The organism is Pseudomonas fulva (assembly GCF_023517795.1).
Lineage (GTDB): Bacteria > Pseudomonadota > Gammaproteobacteria > Pseudomonadales > Pseudomonadaceae > Aquipseudomonas > Aquipseudomonas fulva_D.
In genome coordinates this window covers 5,249,153-5,269,016 of the sequence record NZ_CP082928.1, presented here as the reverse complement: position 1 = coordinate 5,269,016, position 19,864 = coordinate 5,249,153, and the positions used below count along the sequence as shown (strand labels likewise).

The 19,864-nt window shown below is 62.0% G+C and carries 25 protein-coding genes and 4 tRNA genes; 17 read left to right on the top strand and 12 right to left on the bottom strand.

The features are described 5' to 3' along the window. Positions 1–92: 92 nt before the first annotated feature. Positions 93–183 (top strand) — tRNA-Ser (locus K8U54_RS24390). Between the two features lie 613 nt (positions 184–796). Here the strand turns inward: K8U54_RS24390 and K8U54_RS24385 are convergent. Next, complete coding sequence (locus K8U54_RS24385) at positions 797–1,372, bottom strand: hypothetical protein (RefSeq protein WP_249908203.1); 576 nt, start codon at positions 1,370–1,372, stop codon at positions 797–799. On the opposite strand from K8U54_RS24385, the gene gacA reads away from it, so the two are divergent. The 5 genes from gacA to K8U54_RS24360 all read left to right on the top strand — a co-directional run bounded on the left by gacA (position 1,343) and on the right by K8U54_RS24360 (position 4,660). Next, positions 1,343–1,987: a response regulator transcription factor GacA gene (gene gacA, locus K8U54_RS24380; RefSeq protein WP_070887325.1), complete on the top strand. Its 645-nt coding sequence runs from the start codon at positions 1,343–1,345 to the stop codon at positions 1,985–1,987. The two genes, K8U54_RS24385 and gacA, sit on opposite strands and share 30 nt — an antisense overlap. Position 1,988: 1 nt before the next feature. Beyond that, complete coding sequence (uvrC, locus tag K8U54_RS24375) at positions 1,989–3,812, top strand: excinuclease ABC subunit UvrC (RefSeq protein WP_249908202.1); 1,824 nt, start codon at positions 1,989–1,991, stop codon at positions 3,810–3,812. 33 nt (positions 3,813–3,845) lie between these two features. Then, positions 3,846–4,406: a CDP-diacylglycerol--glycerol-3-phosphate 3-phosphatidyltransferase gene (gene pgsA / locus K8U54_RS24370; RefSeq protein WP_249908201.1), complete on the top strand. Its 561-nt coding sequence runs from the start codon at positions 3,846–3,848 to the stop codon at positions 4,404–4,406. Positions 4,407–4,472: 66 nt separating this feature from the next. Beyond that, a tRNA-Gly gene (locus tag K8U54_RS24365) sits at positions 4,473–4,548 on the top strand. Between the two features lie 38 nt (positions 4,549–4,586). Continuing rightward, positions 4,587–4,660 (top strand) — tRNA-Cys (locus tag K8U54_RS24360). Between the two features lie 285 nt (positions 4,661–4,945). On the opposite strand, the gene K8U54_RS24355 is transcribed toward K8U54_RS24360, so the two are convergent. Continuing rightward, positions 4,946–5,380 carry a hypothetical protein gene (locus K8U54_RS24355; protein ID WP_249908200.1) on the bottom strand — a complete coding sequence of 145 codons (435 nt, stop codon included), beginning with the start codon at positions 5,378–5,380 and terminating at the stop codon, positions 4,946–4,948. 242 nt (positions 5,381–5,622) lie between these two features. Beyond that, entirely contained in the window at positions 5,623–5,913 is a 291-nt protein-coding gene (locus K8U54_RS24350) for an Arc family DNA-binding protein (RefSeq protein ID WP_013791523.1), read from the bottom strand. A gap of 263 nt (positions 5,914–6,176) precedes the next feature. Here K8U54_RS24350 and K8U54_RS24345 point away from each other — a divergent pair, with 263 nt between their 5' ends. Next, positions 6,177–6,380: a hypothetical protein gene (locus tag K8U54_RS24345; RefSeq protein WP_249908199.1), complete on the top strand. Its 204-nt coding sequence runs from the start codon at positions 6,177–6,179 to the stop codon at positions 6,378–6,380. A 10-nt stretch (positions 6,381–6,390) separates the two neighbouring features. Here K8U54_RS24345 and K8U54_RS24340 read toward each other — a convergent pair whose 3' ends face one another. After that, positions 6,391–6,711, bottom strand: a complete 321-nt coding sequence (locus tag K8U54_RS24340; protein WP_249908198.1) for a YgaP family membrane protein — start codon at positions 6,709–6,711, stop codon at positions 6,391–6,393. A gap of 205 nt (positions 6,712–6,916) precedes the next feature. On the opposite strand from K8U54_RS24340, the gene K8U54_RS24335 reads away from it, so the two are divergent. The 5 genes from K8U54_RS24335 (at position 6,917) to K8U54_RS24315 (ending at position 8,843) form a co-directional block, all read left to right on the top strand. After that, positions 6,917–7,168, top strand: a complete 252-nt coding sequence (locus K8U54_RS24335; protein ID WP_249908197.1) for a DUF1652 domain-containing protein — start codon at positions 6,917–6,919, stop codon at positions 7,166–7,168. An 80-nt stretch (positions 7,169–7,248) separates the two neighbouring features. Then, positions 7,249–7,500 (top strand): hypothetical protein, encoded by a 252-nt coding sequence (locus tag K8U54_RS24330; RefSeq protein ID WP_249908196.1) that lies wholly within the window; start codon positions 7,249–7,251, stop codon positions 7,498–7,500. Positions 7,501–7,590: 90 nt separating this feature from the next. Beyond that, complete coding sequence (locus tag K8U54_RS24325; RefSeq protein ID WP_013791518.1) at positions 7,591–7,926, top strand: DUF883 family protein; 336 nt, start codon at positions 7,591–7,593, stop codon at positions 7,924–7,926. Between the two features lie 179 nt (positions 7,927–8,105). Next, positions 8,106–8,192, top strand: a tRNA-Leu gene (locus tag K8U54_RS24320). An 81-nt stretch (positions 8,193–8,273) separates the two neighbouring features. Then, on the top strand, positions 8,274–8,843 hold the full coding sequence (locus tag K8U54_RS24315) for a GNAT family N-acetyltransferase (protein WP_249908195.1): 570 nt from the start codon (positions 8,274–8,276) through the stop codon (positions 8,841–8,843). A 45-nt stretch (positions 8,844–8,888) separates the two neighbouring features. Here K8U54_RS24315 and K8U54_RS24310 read toward each other — a convergent pair whose 3' ends face one another. Both K8U54_RS24310 and K8U54_RS24305 read right to left on the bottom strand, forming a co-directional pair. Beyond that, positions 8,889–9,674 carry an outer membrane protein OmpK gene (locus K8U54_RS24310; RefSeq protein WP_249908194.1) on the bottom strand — a complete coding sequence of 262 codons (786 nt, stop codon included), beginning with the start codon at positions 9,672–9,674 and terminating at the stop codon, positions 8,889–8,891. 228 nt (positions 9,675–9,902) lie between these two features. After that, the gene (locus K8U54_RS24305; RefSeq protein WP_070887335.1) at positions 9,903–10,154 is read right to left on the bottom strand and encodes a hypothetical protein; all 252 of its coding nucleotides are present in this window, start codon (positions 10,152–10,154) and stop codon (positions 9,903–9,905) included. A 147-nt stretch (positions 10,155–10,301) separates the two neighbouring features. Here K8U54_RS24305 and galU point away from each other — a divergent pair, with 147 nt between their 5' ends. Further along, entirely contained in the window at positions 10,302–11,138 is an 837-nt protein-coding gene (galU, locus tag K8U54_RS24300; protein ID WP_093504591.1) for a UTP--glucose-1-phosphate uridylyltransferase GalU, read from the top strand. A gap of 90 nt (positions 11,139–11,228) precedes the next feature. Here the strand turns inward: galU and K8U54_RS24295 are convergent, their stop codons facing one another. Continuing rightward, positions 11,229–11,651: a VOC family protein gene (locus K8U54_RS24295; protein WP_249908193.1), complete on the bottom strand. Its 423-nt coding sequence runs from the start codon at positions 11,649–11,651 to the stop codon at positions 11,229–11,231. A gap of 118 nt (positions 11,652–11,769) precedes the next feature. On the opposite strand from K8U54_RS24295, the gene gorA reads away from it, so the two are divergent. Further along, positions 11,770–13,125: a glutathione-disulfide reductase gene (gene gorA, locus K8U54_RS24290; protein ID WP_249908192.1), complete on the top strand. Its 1,356-nt coding sequence runs from the start codon at positions 11,770–11,772 to the stop codon at positions 13,123–13,125. A 7-nt stretch (positions 13,126–13,132) separates the two neighbouring features. Then, a complete protein-coding gene (locus K8U54_RS24285; RefSeq protein WP_249908191.1) occupies positions 13,133–13,756 on the top strand; it encodes a trimeric intracellular cation channel family protein in 624 nt (207 codons plus the stop codon). Positions 13,757–13,789: 33 nt separating this feature from the next. Here the strand turns inward: K8U54_RS24285 and tcyN are convergent, their stop codons facing one another. The 4 genes from tcyN to K8U54_RS24265 all read right to left on the bottom strand — a co-directional run bounded on the left by tcyN (position 13,790) and on the right by K8U54_RS24265 (position 17,126). After that, positions 13,790–14,551 carry an L-cystine ABC transporter ATP-binding protein TcyN gene (gene tcyN / locus K8U54_RS24280; RefSeq protein ID WP_249910513.1) on the bottom strand — a complete coding sequence of 254 codons (762 nt, stop codon included), beginning with the start codon at positions 14,549–14,551 and terminating at the stop codon, positions 13,790–13,792. An 11-nt stretch (positions 14,552–14,562) separates the two neighbouring features. Then, on the bottom strand, positions 14,563–15,231 hold the full coding sequence (tcyL, locus tag K8U54_RS24275) for a cystine ABC transporter permease (protein WP_070887340.1): 669 nt from the start codon (positions 15,229–15,231) through the stop codon (positions 14,563–14,565). Further along, a complete protein-coding gene (tcyJ, locus tag K8U54_RS24270) occupies positions 15,228–16,025 on the bottom strand; it encodes a cystine ABC transporter substrate-binding protein (RefSeq protein WP_249908190.1) in 798 nt (265 codons plus the stop codon). Before tcyJ ends, tcyL begins: the two co-directional genes overlap by 4 nt. A gap of 102 nt (positions 16,026–16,127) precedes the next feature. Continuing rightward, positions 16,128–17,126, bottom strand: coding sequence for a D-cysteine desulfhydrase (locus K8U54_RS24265; RefSeq protein WP_249908189.1), 999 nt, complete (start codon positions 17,124–17,126; stop codon positions 16,128–16,130). 220 nt (positions 17,127–17,346) lie between these two features. Here K8U54_RS24265 and K8U54_RS24260 point away from each other — a divergent pair, with 220 nt between their 5' ends. Further along, a complete protein-coding gene (locus K8U54_RS24260) occupies positions 17,347–18,126 on the top strand; it encodes a MetQ/NlpA family ABC transporter substrate-binding protein (RefSeq protein ID WP_249908188.1) in 780 nt (259 codons plus the stop codon). 136 nt (positions 18,127–18,262) lie between these two features. Here K8U54_RS24260 and K8U54_RS24255 read toward each other — a convergent pair whose 3' ends face one another. Then, positions 18,263–19,180 (bottom strand): AraC family transcriptional regulator, encoded by a 918-nt coding sequence (locus K8U54_RS24255; RefSeq protein WP_249908187.1) that lies wholly within the window; start codon positions 19,178–19,180, stop codon positions 18,263–18,265. Between the two features lie 103 nt (positions 19,181–19,283). Here K8U54_RS24255 and K8U54_RS24250 point away from each other — a divergent pair, with 103 nt between their 5' ends. Further along, the gene (locus K8U54_RS24250) at positions 19,284–19,844 is read left to right on the top strand and encodes a carboxymuconolactone decarboxylase family protein (protein WP_249908186.1); all 561 of its coding nucleotides are present in this window, start codon (positions 19,284–19,286) and stop codon (positions 19,842–19,844) included. Positions 19,845–19,864: the final 20 nt, after the last annotated feature.

Here is a 19,864-nt window from a genome sequence, read left to right as displayed (position 1 = left end):
TTGACAGTGTGTTGCGTTCCGGTAAGATGCCGCCCGCAGCCTGCGAGGTTGCAAAGGAATGTTTCGGCGAACCGAGCATTTCACGTCGACCTGGAGGGTTGGCAGAGCGGTTGAATGCACCGGTCTTGAAAACCGGCGAACGTTAATAGCGTTCCCAGGGTTCGAATCCCTGGCCCTCCACCACCTTTGAAGAAGCCTGGCATTCGCCGGGCTTTTTTTCGCCCGTCGATTGTCCATGACGGCGCTAACCGCCTGACCGTGCGCCGGGCTACAGGTGGGGGCGGGTGCCCCGCCTGGGTTCGCTGTCGACGGTCAGTGGGTCATCCATCAGCCCTGACTGAATTCACCGAGGATTTGCAAGAGCGAATAAATGCCGGCGCCCAGAAGCGAGGCGAGTGACAGGGCGACGCCGAGTGCTATCCAGATCATGGTCGGGTTCTTCTAATCGATGTTTATGGGCTGCCTGCCTGCTCTACACGCAGGGCTGGCTGGCATGATCGAAATAGAATGTGCGCTGTGCAGGTTCGTTCAGGAAATTTGTGCGACCGATCGGTCATGTTCGCGTGGTCAGCGGATAACCCGTTTTCGCGCAGCGCCGATGGCTTGCGGGCAGAGGTCCAGAAGCGCTGCTGCTAGTGGTGACTATCAGCTAGGGCGGGTATGAAGGAAAAAGACGCCCAAGGTCGCTAGATGGTTGGCAGATGCCATGAGCGCCTGGGCTTCTCAGCGCGGCTCTGGCGTATCGAAGCCGCGCTGCGAGGGAGCAATGAACCAACGCCGGGCGATCCAGGCTCGATCAATAGCCCAGCGTGCCCTTGAGGTCGGCATATACGGCGGTCATCAGGATCTTGTTCTGCAATTGGGCCGCGGTCAGGCGTCGGGTGGCCACCAGGTTGCATTGCAGATCGAGGCAGTCGACCTGCAGGCCTTCGGCAGAGGTCTCCGTGATGATGTGGTAACGCCCGGCTGTCACGGTTTTGAGCTGCTTGATGAGCATGTCCATGGAAAATCCCTCGGTATGGTTCGCGGTCTGTAAATTCAGAGCCATGCCTCGGGTGGGGCGTTCCGAATATATTAATTGCCAGGCAGCCCCTGGCGGCGCGGCAGCTTTCGACTGCCTGGTCATGAAAGTGCGGCCCATGGCCCGTGCGTGGCGCAATGGCACCGGCATGCCTATGGCAGGTCTGTAAGAATGCATCCAGGTGAATCCGTCCATCGTTCTCGGCATGTTTGGCGCTTGTAAATTGACGCGCATCACTAACTCATCCGTCAGGTTTTTTGTTATGGTGCGGTTCTCCCAGGTTGTCGCCGTGCGGCGCTCGCGCAGGTACGAGGTGTTCGTTTGATTAAGGTATTGGTTGTTGATGATCACGACCTCGTTCGTACGGGTATCTCGCGCATGCTGGCCGATATCGACGGCTTGCAGGTCATCGGCCAGGCATGTTCCGGCGAAGAGGCGCTGAAGAAGGTTCGCGAGCTCAAGCCCGACGTCGTGCTGATGGACGTGAAAATGCCCGGCATCGGTGGGCTAGAGGCCACTCGCAAACTGATGCGCAGCCACCCCGACCTGAAGGTCGTCGCGGTTACCGTATGCGAGGAGGATCCGTTTCCCACCCGGCTGTTGCAGGCTGGCGCCGCTGGCTACCTGACCAAGGGGGCCGGCCTGGAGGAAATGGTGCAGGCCATTCGCATGGTGTTTGCCGGCCAGCGCTTCATCAGCCCACAGATTGCCCAGCAACTGGCCCTGAAATCATTCCAGCCACAGAGCAGCAATTCGCCGTTCGACCTGCTTTCCGAGCGGGAAATCCAGATCGCCCTGATGATCGCCGGCTGCCAGAAGGTGCAGAGCATTTCCGACAAGCTGTGCCTGTCGCCGAAAACCGTGAATACCTATCGCTACCGGATATTCGAGAAGCTTTCGATCACCAGCGATGTGGAGCTGGCGCTGCTCGCCGTGCGCCACGGCATGGTCGATGCCACCAGTTGACGTGAGCCCAGTGTTCGACTCCAGTGCCTTTCTCGCCACCTGCAGTGGACGCCCGGGCGTCTACCGCATGTTCGACGCGAGCGGCAACCTGCTGTACGTCGGCAAGGCGAAGAACCTCAAGAAGCGGCTTGCCAGCTACTTTCGCAAGACCGGGCTGGCGACCAAGACCATGGCGCTGGTGGGCAAGATCGCCCAGGTGGAAACCACCATCACCGGCAACGAAACCGAAGCGCTATTGCTCGAGCAGACCCTGATCAAGGAATGGCGCCCGCCGTACAACATCCTGCTGCGTGACGATAAATCCTACCCCTACGTGTTCCTGTCCGATGGCGATTACCCGCGCTTGGACATTCACCGCGGTGCTAAGAATCGCAAGGGGCGCTATTTCGGGCCCTATCCCAGTGCGGGGGCGATTCGCGAAAGCCTGGCGCTGTTGCAGAAGGCCTTTCTGGTTCGCCAGTGCGAGGACAGTTACTACCGCAATCGCACACGGCCGTGCCTGCAGTACCAGATCAAGCGCTGCAAGGCGCCGTGCGTCGGCCTGGTCGAGCCGGCCGAGTACGCCGAGGACGTGCGTCATTCGGTGATGTTCCTGGAAGGGCGCAGCAACGCCCTGAATGCCGAGCTGTCCGCCAACATGCAGCAGGCCTCCGCCGCGCTGGATTTCGAGAAGGCAGCCGAACTGCGTGACCAGATGGCCTTGCTGCGCCGCGTCCAGGACCAGCAGAGCATGGAGGGGGGCACCGGCGACGTCGACATCATTGCGGCAATGGTCAATCCCGGGGGCGCCTGCGTGCATTTGATCAGCGTGCGTGGCGGGCGGGTGCTGGGCAGCAAGAATTTCTTTCCCCAGGTGGCGATCGAGGAAGAGACCCAGGATGTGCTCGTGGCCTTCCTCGGCCAATATTACCTGGGCAGTCACGAGCGGGATCTGCCCGGCGAGTTGATCGTCAATGCCCCGCACGAGGACTATCCGGTGCTGATTGCGGCCATTCAGGAGCTGCGTGGGCGCGAGTTGGCCATCAGCTACCGGGTGCGCGGTACGCGTGCGCGCTGGCAGGCGCTGGCGGTCACCAATGCCGAGCAGGCCCTGGGCGCCCGGCTGGCCAATCGTGAGCACATGGCCGGGCGTTTCGATGCGCTGGCCGAGGCACTGGAGATGGACGAGGTGCCGCAACGCCTGGAGTGCTTCGATATCAGCCACTCCAGTGGTGAGGCGACGGTGGCCTCCTGTGTGGTATTCGGCCCCGAAGGCCCGATCAAGTCGGACTATCGGCGTTACAACATCGAAGGCGTGACCGGCGGCGACGATTATGCGGCCATGCATCAGGCGCTGACCCGGCGTTTCAGCAAGGTCAGGCAGAACGAGGGCAAGTTGCCGGACATCCTGCTGGTCGACGGCGGCAAGGGGCAACTGGCGATGGCGCGCGAGGTGCTGACCGAGCTCGAGGTCCCGCCGTTGATCCTGCTCGGCGTGGCCAAGGGCACCACCCGCAAGCCCGGCCTGGAAACCCTGTACCTGAATGATGCCGCCCATGAATTCACCCTGCCGGGCAATTCGCCAGCCCTGCACCTGATTCAGCAGATTCGCGACGAATCCCACCGTTTCGCCATTACCGGCCACCGTGCGCGCCGCGGCAAGGCACGGCGCACCTCGAGCCTTGAGGAGGTGGCGGGCGTCGGGCCGAAGCGGCGTCGTGAACTGCTCAACCACTTCGGCGGTCTGCAGGAGTTGTCCCGTGCCAGTACGGAAGAAATCGCCAAAGCGCCCGGCATCAGTAAAAAGCTCGCCGGTTTGATTTATGCGGCACTGCACAGCGAGTAGAATGCCGCCTCACCTAACCGTCCAGTCGAGCCGATGAATATCCCCAACCTCCTCACGGTGCTCCGCGTTCTGCTGATCCCGATCTTCATCCTGTTGTTCTACATGCCATTTTCCTGGAGCTATTGGGCTGCCAGTGCGGTGTTCGCCTTCGCGGCAGTAACCGATTGGCTGGATGGTTATCTGGCTCGGCGCTGGGAGCAGAGCACGCCATTCGGTGCATTTCTGGATCCAGTTGCCGACAAGCTGATGGTCGCCACGGCACTGGTGCTGCTGGTGGCCGAGCACGCCAACCTGTGGCTGACGCTGCCGGCGACCATCATCATCGGCCGCGAGATCGTCGTATCGGCCCTGCGCGAGTGGATGGCCGAACTGGGCGCCAGGGCCCACGTGGCGGTATCCAACCTGGGTAAATGGAAGACTGCTGCGCAGATGGTCGCCTTGGTGATCCTGCTCGGCAATCCGCCGCTGTTCGGTTTCTGGGTGCTGATGGGCTATGTGCTGCTGATCGTGGCGGCAGCGCTCACGCTGTGGTCTATGGTGCAGTACCTGCTCGCCGCGTGGCCGCATCTGAGCGTAACCGCCGAAAAGAAATAACTTTTTTGAATCAAGGGCTTGACTGGGCGTTGTGAAGATATAGAATGGCGCCCGTCGACAAGACAAGCGGGAATAGCTCAGTTGGTAGAGCACGACCTTGCCAAGGTCGGGGTCGCGAGTTCGAGTCTCGTTTCCCGCTCCAGTTTCAACGGGCCGTCACGTACGGCCCGTTCAGTTTAAGGCTGAGTAGCAGAGTGGTTATGCACCGGATTGCAAATCCGTGAACGCCGGTTCGATTCCGACCTCAGCCTCCAAACGCAAAGCCCCGTAGTTACTGACTACGGGGCTTTTTTATGGGCGCTGGGGACGTGCAGTCGAGGTGCTGTTTCGAGCTCGTGCAAAGCCTTTGCAGGTTCCAGGGCTTGGTTTGGACTGGGGGCAACGCGCTCGATTTCCGTCAAGGCACAGAGCGGTGACCGTAGGCGAGGGCAGGGATCTGGTCGGCAGCTCACGCCGGGCTACTGGCTGATAGACGCATCGCTATCCGCAACGCGCCCGGGAGTCCGGCGCTGTTGATTGTTCAGATGCGTAAGCGCACTTCAAACCGCCTTTGACCTGGGGTAACTGGTGAGATAGCGGGAAAGCTCGTCCCGACCGGGTGCACGGTGCGGCGCGCCGGGACCGTCATTGGGGATGTAGAACTTGTCGGAGCGCGGGTGTTTTTCCTCTGCCAGGGAAACGGTCTGCAGTGACACCCAGGGCAGCACGATCGCGCCATCTTCGAAGCCGTAACAGCCGGAAAGCGATGCCAGGTGCAGGGTCTTCTTGCTGCCCCCCGGCAGGGTCAGCGTAGCCTGGCGCTCATTGAAGAGGCGGCGGGCGAACACCGGGCCCAGGAGTTTTTCGATATGGTCGTTCAGGCTGCTGATGATCCCTGGCACCAGCATGATGTCGTCATGCTTCTTCATCGCCAGGTCGAGAACGCGGGAAAACTCTTGCAGGCAAGCGCCGTATTTCAGGGTGTGGTGCATCATGGAGGGTGTGTCCTTGCTTCGTGTGGCTCCTGGGCACTAGGGTAGTCCTCCCTGATCCATCTTGGAAGCCGCGGGGGGCGGCCGGGATGACAATCCGACGATCAGGCCTCGATGTTTTCAGGCGTTAAATCGTGGTTCTTCCGATAGGGGGGCGTGGCCCTTGTTCGAGCTCGACCGCCGCAAATAAAAAAGCCCCGAGAAGTCGGGGCTCTGATCTGACCATGCAGGCCCGCTATAGGCAATTAGCGCGTGCCGGTCTTGAGGCCGTCGAGGTAGTCGATATTGGCTTCCTGAGCTTTCTTGCCCGGCTTGGCCGCGGTTTGCAATTCGCTCTTCAGCTTCGCTTCCAATGCATCGATCAGCAGGGTTTGCCTGGCCTGGCCCTCCAGATGGGCTTCGATGGCGCGGATGATCTCGGTGTTCATGCTGGTGTAGTTGTCGTTGGCCAGATCTTCGATGCGCTTGCGCATTCCATCAGGCAAACGGACAACGAACTTGTCCGCGGTGCGGGCATTGAAAATGGGTTTGCTCACGATTGGTTCCTCCATATCGAGTAATACTAGCTATTTGATGGTAGCTGGGGTGATAGTTCATTTGACCGGACGATTGGTCGCAAACAGGGCGCCGAACTATCCACTGACTCCAGCTAAAACCGGTTCCTTTGGACCCACGCAAGAAAGCATCATTATAGATCTGTAATGTGGCATAGTGATATTGCCTGTCAACCTGGCGCCGGGCACGGAAGTCCGTAGCGTGATGCATGCATCACTATCTGAACAAAGGAGAGGGAACTCGCATGACTGTTCATATGCCATTGCCGAAAATCGCCACTGATCTCGGCCTCAACGAAAATCTGCTGGCGAACTGGATCACCCATTCGCGACCTTACCCGGATGGCAGCGGTTACCGGGTATTTTTCAAGGCCGAGACACCGCCCGACATCCGGCAACTGCTGCCACGCATCACCCCGACCAACATGCTCATCGTCCTTGCCGGGTAACCGTCAGGTTTCAGGGCGAGATCGGATCGCTGGCCGGGAAGGTTTCCTCCAGCGCGTTCTCCATTCGTGACTCTTCGGTCCGCTTGCCGGCCTCGGTTGAGGTCGCTGCGCTGGGCCCGCGGAGCGGCTCCTCGTCGGCAATCTCGCGCTGGGCCTCCAGCAGGCTCTTGAGCTGGCAATGCCCGGTCAGCCCGCGCTTGGCAATCATCGCCGAGGCGGCGACCTTGAGCAGACCCCCAACGCCGCCCTGCCTAATGCCACTGACCATCCCCATGGTGCCCACGGCCAGCGAGAGCAGGCGTTCGGTACCCTCTACATTCTGCGTATGCATGTTTCACCTCATCGACTGTCGGTAATGCCCATAGGGGCAGTGAAGTAGGGAGGGGGCAGAACCGCGGGAGGTTCACGACGCCTTACGAGTGGTCGCCTGGTGCATGGCAAACCGCCAGCCGATGGACGGGACAAAATGCCTCATGCCGGATTTCACGGGGCAGCTAGACTCCACTCGTCATCAACGTGAGGAAGGAGTTTCCAGGATGATGTCCATTCTCGAGCAGCGTCATATAGTCGAATGTGCCTTTCTGCCCTTGGCGTGCAGTTGCTTCATCGATGGCAGTGAGTCGGTGACGATTCAGATCAAGGACCCGGTTACCGCCCAGGTCTACCTGAATGTCACCGGAATTTCCCGCGCCGAACTGTCGACTTCCCGCCAGATTTCGCAGCTGGTGATGCAGCTTCGCCAGGATCTGCGCACCCTGAATTCCGGTACGGTCAGGCGGCAGGCCTGAGCGCCTCGGCAAGAGAGAGGGAACTGCCTGCCCGTACCCGGGGCCTCAGTTAGCAACACTGACCTGAGGAGGGCGAGGATATGGATGGTGGAAAATTCGATGGCGTCGATCTGGAGCGCTTCAACGCCTTGCTGGCGCAGGAACTCGGCCTGACCGAGGACGAGCTGCAGACCTGGATGCAGGAAGAGCGTGAGCGTGTCGACGAGAACGGCCAGTTGATCGGGCATGCGGTGACATTCAAGCCGGATATGCCCTTTGACCTGCGCGCACGGATACGCGGCATGGCCGGCGACCATGTGGCTCACACCGGCATCATTCCGCTCGACGCCTGAGGGCTGACCGTTGCACGCGGCAAAAAGCCTGAACTCTGCCGCTTGGCTGGGCCTCCAAAAAACATCAACCACTGTATGGAGCATTCGCCAATGGCACGTAAAACTTCGCTCGAGAGCGGCCTGGACCAGTTTCAACAGGAAAGCGCCAAGGAACTGAAGAAGCTTCTTGATCAGGCCAGCAAGGCGCTGGGTGACGCCGAGTCGTTCTCCGGTGACAAGGCCCATGAAGCGCGTGAAAAAGTCATCGCATTGCTCAATGAGGCCAAAGGCACCATCACCGACAAAGGCCGTGAGGCTGTCGAACTTGGCCGTGAGACCATCGGCAATGCCCAGGATCGTATCGAAAGCAATCCCTGGACATCGGTTGCCGTCGCTTCCGGTTTCGGCTTGCTGATCGGTCTGCTGGTCGGCCGCAGCAGCAAGTAACCGGCAGGGCCGGGTGCCTCGGCGCCCGCCCGGCCACGGTCGATGCCGTTGTGCTGCCGTATCGGTAAGCCCAACGTAATAACCTCGTAGATCACTGATTTACGAGGTTTTTTATTGCATGCTTTAAACTTGCGGCGTCGCCTGGGGCTGTATATAGTCCTGCCCTTGCATATTTCGCCGCCCCGATGGTGAAATTGGTAAACACAGCAGACTTAAAATCTGCCGGCCGCAAGGCCTTGCCGGTTCGATTCCGGCTCGGGGCACCATTTCGGGCGTCGGCCCATGGGAAGTCCGCGCGTCGTTCCCTTATCTCTGCGGGCGTGTTTATCAGGCGCATCGGGTGAAGCATGGACAGCGCACTCGCTACATTTCCCGAATTCTCATTTTCCGGTTACAGATTGCGGCGTATTCGTCCTGACGATATCGAACAGGTCTATGCCGCGCTGTCGCATCCCCAGGTGATCGCCCATTACGGTGTTTCCTACCCGAGCCTGGTCGCCACCCGCGAGCAGATGCAGTGGTATGAGCGGTTGTTGGCAGACGAAGCGGGCATCTGGTGGGGGCTGGCCGATGATCAGGACCTGCTGATCGGCGCCTGTGGCTTCAATGACTGGAACCACGCGCATCACCGTATCGACATGGGCTACTGGCTATTGCCGCAACACTGGCGGCGCAGCCTCATGGGCCAGGCGCTGCCGCACGTGCTTCGCCATGCCCTGACGGTCATGGGTGTGCACCGCGTTCACCTGGACATCGAGCCGGAGAACGTCGCGAGCTGGCGATTGGCCGAGAAACTGGGCTTCAGCCGCGAAGGCACCTTGCGCGACGTCGAGTTCAAGGACGGACGCTATCTGAGCCTGCATCAGTACAGCCTACTGAGCACCGATCAGGCAGCCCGCGTACTGGTGGCAGGCTGACCGGCGGCAGCTGGCCGCCGCCATGGCGATGGCCAGCCCGGTGAATCAGAAATGCGCCTTGACCAGCAGGCTGATGGCGCTCTGGTTGGTACCACCGAGCACCTCGTCACCCAACGGGCTGTCGTTGTCGATGCCGTACTTGTGCTTCCAGTAGTCGTACTCGACGCCCACGTAGAATTTCTGCCCCCAACCCATGGCCTTGGCCAGGTCGTATTTGATCTGCGGATTGATGTGCAGGTTGGCGTGATAACTGTCGTCGTTGTCCACCACCCAGTCGATGAAACCATCGATCACTAGGTCGGACCGGCCAACCGGGATGGTGTAGCTCCATACCGGGGTGATCTGCCAGACGTGGCGGCCGTCGCGCTTGCCGTCCGGGCGGCGCAGGTAGGTGTTTAGCTGGAAGTAGTCGAAGCCGGGAATCGCCAGATCCACCGCCGGGCCCAGCAGGTAGGCGTCGACGTCGTCCTCGCCGAATTCGTAGGTGGCCGCCAGCAGCACGTCCTTGACCGGACCGAACGACAGATCGGCGCCGCTGATCTTGCCGAACGACAGCCGTGGGCTGATTTCACCATAGAAGGTGTGGCCGTCACCGGCGCCGTTGGTGGCCTCGGTGTTGTACTTGATGCCGTCGACAAACAGGAACAGGTCACCGAAGCTCCAGCCGCTGGCGTGCTCGAAGGTCAGCGTCTGCTGGCGAGGCGGATCGATCTTGAAGTCGATGCCGTTGAGGTAGGTCAGGCTGTTGTCCTGCCAGAGCAGGGCGGCCATGGCCTGGGCAGGCGCCAGCAGGCTACCCGCCAGCAACAGGGAGGTTGCGCAGTGTTTCATCACGAGGTGTTCCGGCAAATGTTGAATAGTGGCTACGCAGCGTTGGCCGCCCGAAGGCGTTCGCAGGGGCAGGCAAGCGCTCTGCGGCGGCTGTCCCGGCAGCGCGCGGCGCGGGAGTGTACAGCATTTGCGGGGAGTGGATGGGCCGCGAACGGCCGGGCCGCAGAGACGACTGCGCCGTTTTCCTTCAGCGGGAGAACGGCGCAGGCTGCGCAGCGCAAGGGTGGGTCAGGCGTCGAGCTGCTTGGCCGTCTCGACACCCGATGAGCTGAGCTTGATGGGGTAGTGGATGGACAGCTCACCGTCCGATTCGGAAAGGTTGCCGTCGTGGATCAGGCCGTTTTTCTGCAGGTGCCTGAGCACGTCCACGACCGCGTGCTCGCCGCGGAAATTGTCCAGCACCTCTTTGCCCAGGCCGGCGGGATGAGCGTGCAGCAGACGAGTGAGAACTTCTTTCTTCAGGTCATTGTCGATGGACATGCGAACCTCGCGTTGCGGTGGGTTTCACCTGTTGTGACTGCCCGCTGCCGCAAACGTTTGAGCTGTTTGCATTGCTCCCGTTGTAAGCCTTGCACGTCCTGCTAGACTGCTGCGGCGTCGATAACCCTCTCTCATTCAGGGACTTCCATGATCAAGAAATGCTTGTTTCCTGCCGCTGGCTACGGCACTCGTTTTCTCCCGGCAACCAAGGCCATGCCCAAGGAAATGCTGCCAATCGTGAACAAGCCGTTGATCCAGTACGGTGTGGAGGAAGCGCTGTCTGCCGGCCTTACCGAAATCGCCATGGTGACCGGGCGCGGCAAGCGTTCGCTGGAAGACCACTTCGACATCAGTTACGAGCTGGAAGAGCAGATCCGCAATACCGACAAGGAAAAGTACCTGGTCGGCATTCGTCGCCTGATCGACAACTGCACCTTCTCCTACACCCGCCAGGTGGAAATGAAGGGCCTGGGCCACGCCATCCTCAGCGGTCGTCCGCTGATCGGCGACGAGCCGTTCGCCGTGGTGCTGGCCGATGACCTGTGCCTGAACCTGGACGGCGACAGCGTGCTGACCCAGATGGTCAAGCTGTACAACCAGTTCCGCTGCTCGATCGTGGCGGTTCAGGAAGTGCCGATGGACGAGATCCACAAGTACGGCGTGATCGCCGGCGAGATGATCCGCGACGACATCTTCCGCGTGAACAGCATGGTCGAGAAGCCCAAGGCCGAAGATGCACCGTCCAACCTGGCGATCATCGGTCGCTACATCCTGACCCCGGACATCTTCGAGCTGATCGAGAAAACCGAGCCGGGCAAGGGCGGCGAGATCCAGATCACCGATGCGCTGATGAAGCAGGCCCAGGACGGTTGCGTGCTGGCGTACAAGTTCAAGGGCCAGCGTTTCGACTGCGGTGGTGCCGAGGGCTACATCGAGGCGACCAACTTCTGCTTCGAGAACCTGTACAAGACCGGCAAAGGCTGAAGCGCGCCAGTCGCAGTTTCGGAAAAACCGCCCTCGGGCGGTTTTTTTATGCCCGCCGTGTCCTGCACGCGCACAGCAAGCCGCGGTCGCTCAGCTGGCGTTGATCGGCGTCGCGCCGGGGCCGAGGGGTTGGCCGTAGCTGAACTCGATCTGGTGACCGGCCGGGTCGCGAACGCCGCAGTAATAGCCTACCGGATAGGGCTCGTCGCGCTGCGCCCAGAGCAGGCATCCGGCAGCCTCGGCCTTGGCGGCCACCGCGTCCACCTCGGCGCGGCTCTGCAGGGCGAAACCGAAGTGGCTGTAATCGTTGGCCGCCAACTGGCGCGGCTCACCGCCGGGCATGACCACGAAGATGAAGTCGCTCTCCCGCCCCGGCTCGGCCATCCACACGATCTGCGAACCCTTGCCAGGGCGACGGTGGATGACCCGCATGCCGCAGAAGTCTGCGTAGAAGTCGATACAGGCCTGCAGGTCCGGTACGTGCAGGGCGAGATGGGTGAGAATCGGGCGCATGGCAGTGTTCCTCCGTTACGGCTCTAGACCCCAGGTGCCGATGACAAGTTTGCCCCATGCGCCAGGCGGGCAGGGCGCTGCGTTTACGGTATGCTCTGCGTCTGTTCAGGAGGCTGTTATGACCTACGATTTCGATCTGTTTGTAATCGGTGCCGGCTCCGGCGGCGTGCGCGCGGCGCGCTTCGCGGCGGGCTATGGTGCCCGGGTGGCCGTGGCGGAAAGCCGCTATCTGGGTGGCACCTGCGTCAACGTCGGCTGCGTGCCGAAAAAGCTGCTGGTCTACGGCGCCCAGTTCGCCGACGAGTTCGAGCATGCCGAAGGGTTCGGCTGGACGCCCGGCCAGGCCAGTTTCAGCTGGCCGACGCTGATCGCCAACAAGAACCGCGAGATCGAGCGCCTCAACGGCATCTACCGCAAGCTGCTGGTGGGCAGTGGCGTCACCCTGGTCGAGGGCCATGCGCGCCTGCTCGACGAGCACCGGGTGGAGGTCGACGGCAAGACCTACAGCGCCGAGCGCATTCTGATCGCCACCGGCGGCTGGCCCCACATTCCCGAGATTCCGGGCCATGAGCACGCGATCAACTCCAACCAGGCGTTCTTCCTGGAAGAACTGCCCAGGCGCGTGCTGGTGGTGGGCGGTGGTTATATCGCCGTGGAGTTCGCCTCGATCTTCAACGGCCTGGGCGCGCAGACCTCGCTGCTGTACCGCGGCGATCTGTTCCTGCGTGGTTTCGACAATTCCCTGCGCACCCACCTGCATGAGGAGCTCGGCAAGCGCGGCCTGGACGTACAGTTCAACACCGACATCGCGCGCATCGACAAACAGGCCGACGGCAGCCTCAAGGCCACGCTCAAGGATGGCCGTACGCTGGAAGCCGATTGCATCTTCTACGCCACCGGTCGCCGCCCGATGCTCGACAACCTGGGCCTGGAAAACACCTCGGTCAGCCTGGACGACAAGGGCTACATCGAGGTCGACGACGAGTACCAGACCAACGCACCCTCGATCCTGGCCATCGGTGACGTGATCGGTCGCGTGCAGCTGACCCCCGTGGCACTGGCCGAAGGCATGGCGGTGGCACGCCGCCTGTTCAAGCCGGACGAGTACCGCAAGGTCGATTACCGGATGATCCCCACGGCGGTGTTCAGCCTGCCGAACATCGGCACCGTGGGGCTCAGCGAAGAGCAGGCCCGCGACGCCGGGCATGAGGTGAAGATCTTCGAGAGCCGATTCCGGCCGATGAAACTGACCCTGACCGAGAGCGAAGAGCGCACGCTGATGAAGCTGGTGGTCGATGCCAGGACCGACCGGGTGCTGGGCTGTCACATGGTCGGCCCCGATGCCGGCGAAATCGTCCAGGGGCTGGCGATCGCGCTCAAGGCCGGGGCGACCAAGCAGGTGTTCGACGAGACCATCGGCGTTCACCCAAGCGCCGCCGAGGAGTTCGTGACCCTGCGTACGCCGGTGAACTGACTTGTCGATGAACCAGCTGTTCTACCTGGCGGACCTGTTCGGCGTGGCGGTATTCGCCATTACCGGCGCGCTGATGGCCGGACGCAAGTCCATGGACCTGTTCGGGGTGCTGGTGATCGCGATCATCACCGCCCTGGGTGGCGGCACCCTGCGTGACGTGATTCTGGACAACCACCCGGTCAGCTGGATCCGCAACGACACCTATATCCTGGTGGCCACCCTGTCGGCGCTGGGTACGGTGATCTGGGTGCGCATGACCCGGCCGATCCACGAAAAGGGCCTGCTGATCGCCGACGCCTTCGGGCTGTCGGTGTTCACCGTGATCGGCACCGAGGTCGCCCTGCAGTACGCCATGCCCTCCAGCACGGCGGTGATCATGGGCATCATGACCGGCGTTGCCGGTGGCGTGATGCGCGACGTGATCTGCAACGAGATCCCGTTGATCTTCAAGAAGGAGATCTACGCTACCGCCTGCCTGGCCGGCGCGGTGACCTTCGTGCTGCTGCGCATGCTGGCAACCCCGCACTGGCTGGATACCGGGGTGGCCATGCTGGTGGTGCTGGGCATCCGCCTGGCCGCCATTCGCTGGCGTGTTTCGCTGCCCCGGTTCCACTTGCTGGACCGCGAATAGATACCCGCCAGCACGGCTGGCGGGTTTCAAGGGCTAGGGGCGTGCGGGCTCGCTGCCGAGGAATTTGCTGAGAAACTGCTGGGTGCGTGCCTGTTTGGGCGCACTGAACAGCTCGCGGGCGTCGCCCTGTTCGACGATGACGCCGCCGTCGATGAATATCGCCCGGTTGGCCACGTCACGGGCGAAACTCATCTCGTGGGTGACGATCACCAGGGTGCGCTTTTCCTCGGCCAGGGCGCGGATGGTCGCCAGCACTTCACCCACCAGTTCCGGGTCGAGGGCCGAGGTCGGCTCGTCGAACAGGATCACGTCCGGTTCCATGGCCAGTGCCCGGGCGATGGCGACGCGCTGCTGCTGGCCGCCGGAAAGGCGCTTCGGGTAGGCGTCTTCCTTGCCGGCCAGGCCGACCTTGGCCAGTAACTGCCGGCCCAGTTCGACGGCCTTGTCACGGGGTTGTTTCCTGACCACCAGCGGGCCTTCGATGACGTTTTCCAGGGCACTGCGATGGGGAAACAGGTTGAAGTTCTGGAACACGAAGCCCACGTGTTGGCGCAGCTTGCGGATCAGCCCCTGTTGCTGGCCGATCGGTTTGCCGGCGTCGATCTCGATGTCGCCGACGCGGATGCTACCGCCGTCCGGGGTTTCCAGAAGGTTGAGGCAGCGCAGCAGGGTGGTCTTGCCCGAGCCGCTGGGGCCGATGATGGCGACGACCTCGCCGGGGGCGATATCCAGGTCGATACCCGCGAGTACGGCCTGGCCCTTGAAGGATTTGCTCAGGTTGCGAACGGTGATCATGCTTGAGGCCATCAGTTGTCCGCCTCGTGGCGGTTGACGCGTGCTTCCAGGCGGTTCTGCAGGTGGGCCAGCAGGCTGGAGAGAATCCAGTAGATCACCGTGGCCGCCAGGTACATGGCGAACACCTCGTAGGTGCGGGCGGTGATCAGCTGGGCCTGGCGGAACAGCTCCGGCACCTGAATGGTAGCCGCCAGGGCGGTGTCCTTGACCAGCGAGATGAAGCTGTTGCCCAGCGGTGGTAATGCCGTGCGCATCGCCTGCGGGAGAATGGCACGCAGCATCGTCTGGCTCTTGCTCATGCCGATGCTGGCGGCGGCTTCCCATTGACCACGGTCGATGGAGGCGATGGCCGCGCGCATGATCTCGGCGACGTAGGCCGCCATGTTCAGGGAAAAGCCGATAAGCGCCGCGGTCAGTGGCTCCAGTTGCAGCCCCAGTTCAGGCAGGCCGAAGTAGATGACGAAAAGCTGCACCAGCAGCGGCGTGCCGCGGAAGAACGAGATGTAGACCCTGGCCAACCAGCCCAGCGGGGCGATGGCATAGAGCCTGACCAGGGCAAGGCCGAAGCCCAGCAGCATGCCGAAGAACATGCCGCCGAGGCTCAGAACGATGGTCCAGATTGCCCCCTTGAGGAGGAAGGGCAGGGAGTCCAGCACCAGCTGGAAGGTGTCCGGCATCATTGCGTGACGTCAGCCTTGAACCATTTCTCGGAGAGCTGTTTCAGGGTGCCGTCGCTGCGCAGTTTGTCGAGGGCCTTGTTGAGCGCCGCGAGCAGCTCCGGGTTGCCTTTGCGCAGGGCGATCCCCGACTCCTGGCGGGAGAAGGCGTCGCCGGCAACGGCCATGCGCTCACCGGTCTTGGCGACCATCTCGAACGCGGCCAGGCGGTCGACCAGCACCACGTCGATACGGCCGACGTTGAGGTCCTGGAACTTGGTCGGATCATCGTCGTAGGTACGGATGTCGGCCTGCGGCACGTTTTCCTTCAGCCACTGCTCATAGTTGGTGCCCAGGCCCACGCCGACCTTCTTGCCGGCCAGATCCGCGGCGCTCTTCACACTGTCCGCTTCGCGCTTGCGGGTCAGGGCCTGGATGCCGGAAACGGTGTAGGGCGTGGAGAAGTCGTATTTCTTCTTGCGCTCCTCGGAGATGGTGACCTGGTTGATCACCACGTCGATACGGCCCGATTCGAGGGAGGCGAGAATGCCGTCCCACTTGGTTGGCTGGAAGCTGGCGGTCACGCCCAGTTCCTTGGCCAGGGCGTTTGCCAGGTCCACTTCGAAGCCGGCGAGCTTGCCGCTTTCGTCCTGGAAGTTGAACGGTGGGTAGGTGCCTTCCAGGCCTACCTTGATGCTGCCGGTGTCCTTGATCTTCTGCAGGTCATCGGCCGCGTAAACCTGGCTGCCGGCGCCGGCGAACAGCGCCAAGCCGAGGCTGCCAATAAGGATATGTCGACGCAGTGTGGCAATTATCATGATCGAGCCTCGATGGGTGTTGTTATGAGGTGCTTGGGACGCGGCACTCTAAGGTGGGCAGGGTAGTCGAGAAAATAATAAAAAATTATTTGTATATGCCGTTCAGAGAGTCAAGGACTGGTATGCAAATAGCGCAGGCGCGCCGCCGGTGTGCAGGAAGACGATCGGCTTGCCTTCTTCGAACGCGCCCTTGTGGATGCCGTCGAGCAGCCCCGCGAAGGCCTTGCCGGTGTATACCGGATCGAGCAGCAGGCCCTGGCTGCTCGCCAGCAGGCGAATGGCGTCCAGCGTGCCGGTGTTCGGCTCGCCGTAGCGCGGGCCGAAGTACTCGTCCCACAGTTCGATGGCCAGCGCTTGCGGTACGTTGACGCCCAAGAGTTCCGCGGTGCGCTGTACCAGGCCCTGTACCTTGGGGCGCTGCAGGTCGGCGGGGCGCGATACGGTAACGCCGAGTACCCGCCATTCGGGCAGCACATGGGCCAGGGCCAGGGCCAGGCCGGCATGGGTCGCACCGCTCCCCGAGGCCAGCACCAGGGTGCCGCTGTCGAGGCCCTTGGCGGCGACCTGTTCGGCGAACTCCAGGCCCGCCTTAACGTAGCCCAGGGTGCCGAGGGCGTTGGAGCCGCCGATCGGGATCACGTAGGGACTCTTGCCGGTGGCGCGCAGGCGGTCGGCCTTGGCCATCAGCAGCAAATCCGGCTCTTCGAGGTTGTCGACATGCTCCACGCGCGTGCCGAACAGATCCAGCAGCAGGCGATTGCCGTTGTGCAGGTAGTTCTGCTCCTGGGTGTCGATGGGGTTCTCCAGCAGGGCGACGCAGGCCAGGCCCAGCTTGGCGGCCAGCGCGGCGGTCTGGCGCACGTGATTGGACTGGATGGCTCCGGCGGTAATCAGCGTATCGGCCTGCTGAGCCAGTGCGTCGGAACCCAGGTATTCCAGCTTGCGTGCCTTGTTGCCGCCGAGGGCGAACAAGGTCAGGTCATCGCGTTTGACGTAGATTTCGCGCCCCATATGGTGCGACAGGCGCAGCAGGTGTTGCAGCGGGGTGGCATGGGGAACCAGTTCCAGGCGCTCGAAACGGCTCAGGGCTTCGCTGATCATGTTCATCAATCCGCAATAGAGGTGCTTTCACTTTAGAAGTGACCGCCCGAAACACAACAAGTGCGCCGGCTTCTCCTTATTCTGATAAGAAATATGAGAATGAATTAAAAGTATTTTCCACGTATAACTGTGAGCCGTATTGTCAGCGCGCCGCCCCTATCCGGTCCGGCCAAATCACCCCATGCCGCTGTCGATCCAACGGCACCTACCGAGAATAAACATGAAAAAAACGCTTCTGTTGGCTGCATTGGCCTCCGTTCTGGCTAGCCAGGCTTTCGCCGCCGAAAAACTCACCGTGGCGGCCACGCCGGTTCCCCACGCCGAAATCCTCGAGCTGATCAAGCCGAAACTGGCGGAGCAGGGCGTCGACCTCGAGATCAAGGTGTTCACCGACTACGTGCAGCCCAACCTGCAGGTCGAGCAGAAGCAACTCGATGCCAACTACTTCCAGACCAAGCCCTACCTGGACAGCTTCAACGAAAGCCGCGGCACCCACCTGGTGATCGTCAAGGGCGTGCACGTCGAACCCTTCGGCGGCTACTCGCGCAAGTACAAGAGCCTCGAGGAGCTGCCGGACGGCGCCACCATCGCCATCCCCAACGAAGCCAGCAACAGCGGCCGTGCCTTGCAGCTGCTGCAACACGCCGGCCTGCTGACCCTCAAGGACCCGGCCAACATCCAGGCCACGCCGAAGGACCTGGCCAGCAACCCGCACAACTTCACGTTCAAGCAGCTCGAAGCGGCCATGCTGCCGCGCGTGCTGGATCAGGTCGACCTGGCACTGATCAACACCAACTACGCGCTGGAAGCCAAGCTCAACCCGAACAAGGACGCACTGGTGCTGGAGAACAAGGATTCGCCGTACGTGAACTACCTGGTAGCCCGCCCGGACAACAAGGACAGCGATGCCATCAAGAAGCTCGCCGACGCCCTGACCAGCCCGGACGTGAAGGCCTTTATCGAGAAGAAATACTCGGGCGCCGTGGTGCCTGCGTTCTAAGCGAATGCTCGACAGCTCTGGCACGCGAACCGCTCGCTGCCACGACGCCGGCAGAAGCGCTGCTTCTGTCGGCGTTTTCGTATCGGTCATTCAGGGCGGGCACGGCCTTCCCGAGCAGCATGGCCGTGACGAGCGTCTAAGGCGCTGTGCCGCCGCTGAACTGCCGGCGAAAGGCTCCCGGCAGGATGCCGGTGATTTTGCTGAAAGCCCGGGTAAAGGCGGCTACCGATTGATAGCCCACGGCCTCGGCTGCATCGGCCACCGAGATACCCTGCTTGAGCAGGCGGGAAGCCTGGCGAACCCGCAAGCTGACCAGCGTCTGGCCGGGCGAGGCACCTGACAGCTCCTGGAAACGCTTGCAGAACGCCGAGCGCGACAAACCGGTGTAGCTCGCCATGTCTGCCATGGGCCAGCTGTGCTCAGGGTGGGCAATGAGCTGCTCGATCAGCGTGACGAACTGCGGATGGCGCGCCAGGCCGAGCAGGCCGCCCAGTTGCTCGGCCTGGCCTTGCCCGCGCAGCACGTAGAGAAACAACAGATGGCTGAGGCGTTCGAGCAACGCATCCGATGGGCCTTCCGGCCGCGCGCACTCCGCAAGGATCAGCTCGAACAGCGTGCGTGCCGCTCCGAGAGTCGGATCGCCGGCTCGTAGCACCAGCACCGGCGGGAGCGACTCCAGGATCAGGCTGCTGAGCCCCGGGCGGAAGTGGAAGAAGCCGCACACCAGGCTGACCCCGTCTTGGGCGCTGTTGTCGAGCGGCTGCATGGCAACCCTCGGGTTGCACTGCGCCTCGTACGGCGACTCGCTATTGGCCAGGCGGTAGGCCAAGTCGCGCAGCAGAAATACCGCATCGCCGGTCTGCAGGGCGACCGGCGCCGGCTCGTCGTCCAGGTGCAGCCAGCATTCGCCCTGTACCAGCAGGTGAAAGCTGGCGCGTGCCAGGCCGTGGGTACTGGCCTGCCAACTGCCACAGTAACGGCCAACATGGAACAGGCTGGCGTCCAGTTCCAGGCTGGCTAATAACCATTCAAAAGGGGCAGTGGAAGAATTCATCTAATGGAAAGACTCAGGAGCAAGTGAATGCGACTTTAGAATATGGCTCATGATTTTTATAACCAAGACAATAGTGCCACACCTCTTGGTTAGGAGATGAACCATGGCTCGCATCACCCTACAGACTCTTGAATCGGCCCCGCAAGACGCCCGTCCTTTCCTGCAGAGCGCCCTGAACAACTCGGGTTTCATCCCCAATCTGCTGGCTGTTCTGGCCAATGCGCCGGCTGCCCTGGAAACCTACGTCACCGTCTCTGCACTCAACGGCAAAGCCAGCCTCGGCCTGGCCGAGCGCGAGGTGATCCAGCTGATCGCCGCCACCACCCATGGCTGCAGCTTCTGTGTGGCTGGCCATACGGCGGTGGCGCAGAACAAGGCCAAGTTGCCGGCCGAGGTGATCGAAGCGCTGCGCGGCCGCGGCGAGTTGCCCAATGCCCGTTACGAGGCCCTGGCCGCCTTCACCCGCGCGGTGATCGCCACCCGTGGCAACGTCAGCGACGTCGAGTACCAGGCGTTCAAGGATGCCGGTTTCGAAGAGGGCCAGGCGCTGGAGGTGATCCTTGGCGTGAGCCTGGCAACCCTGTGCAACTTCGCCAACAGCTTTGCCCATACGCCGCTCAACCCTGAGCTCGCGCGCTATCGCTGGGAACAGGCCGAGGTCTGAGAACCAGCCTTGAAGGAGAC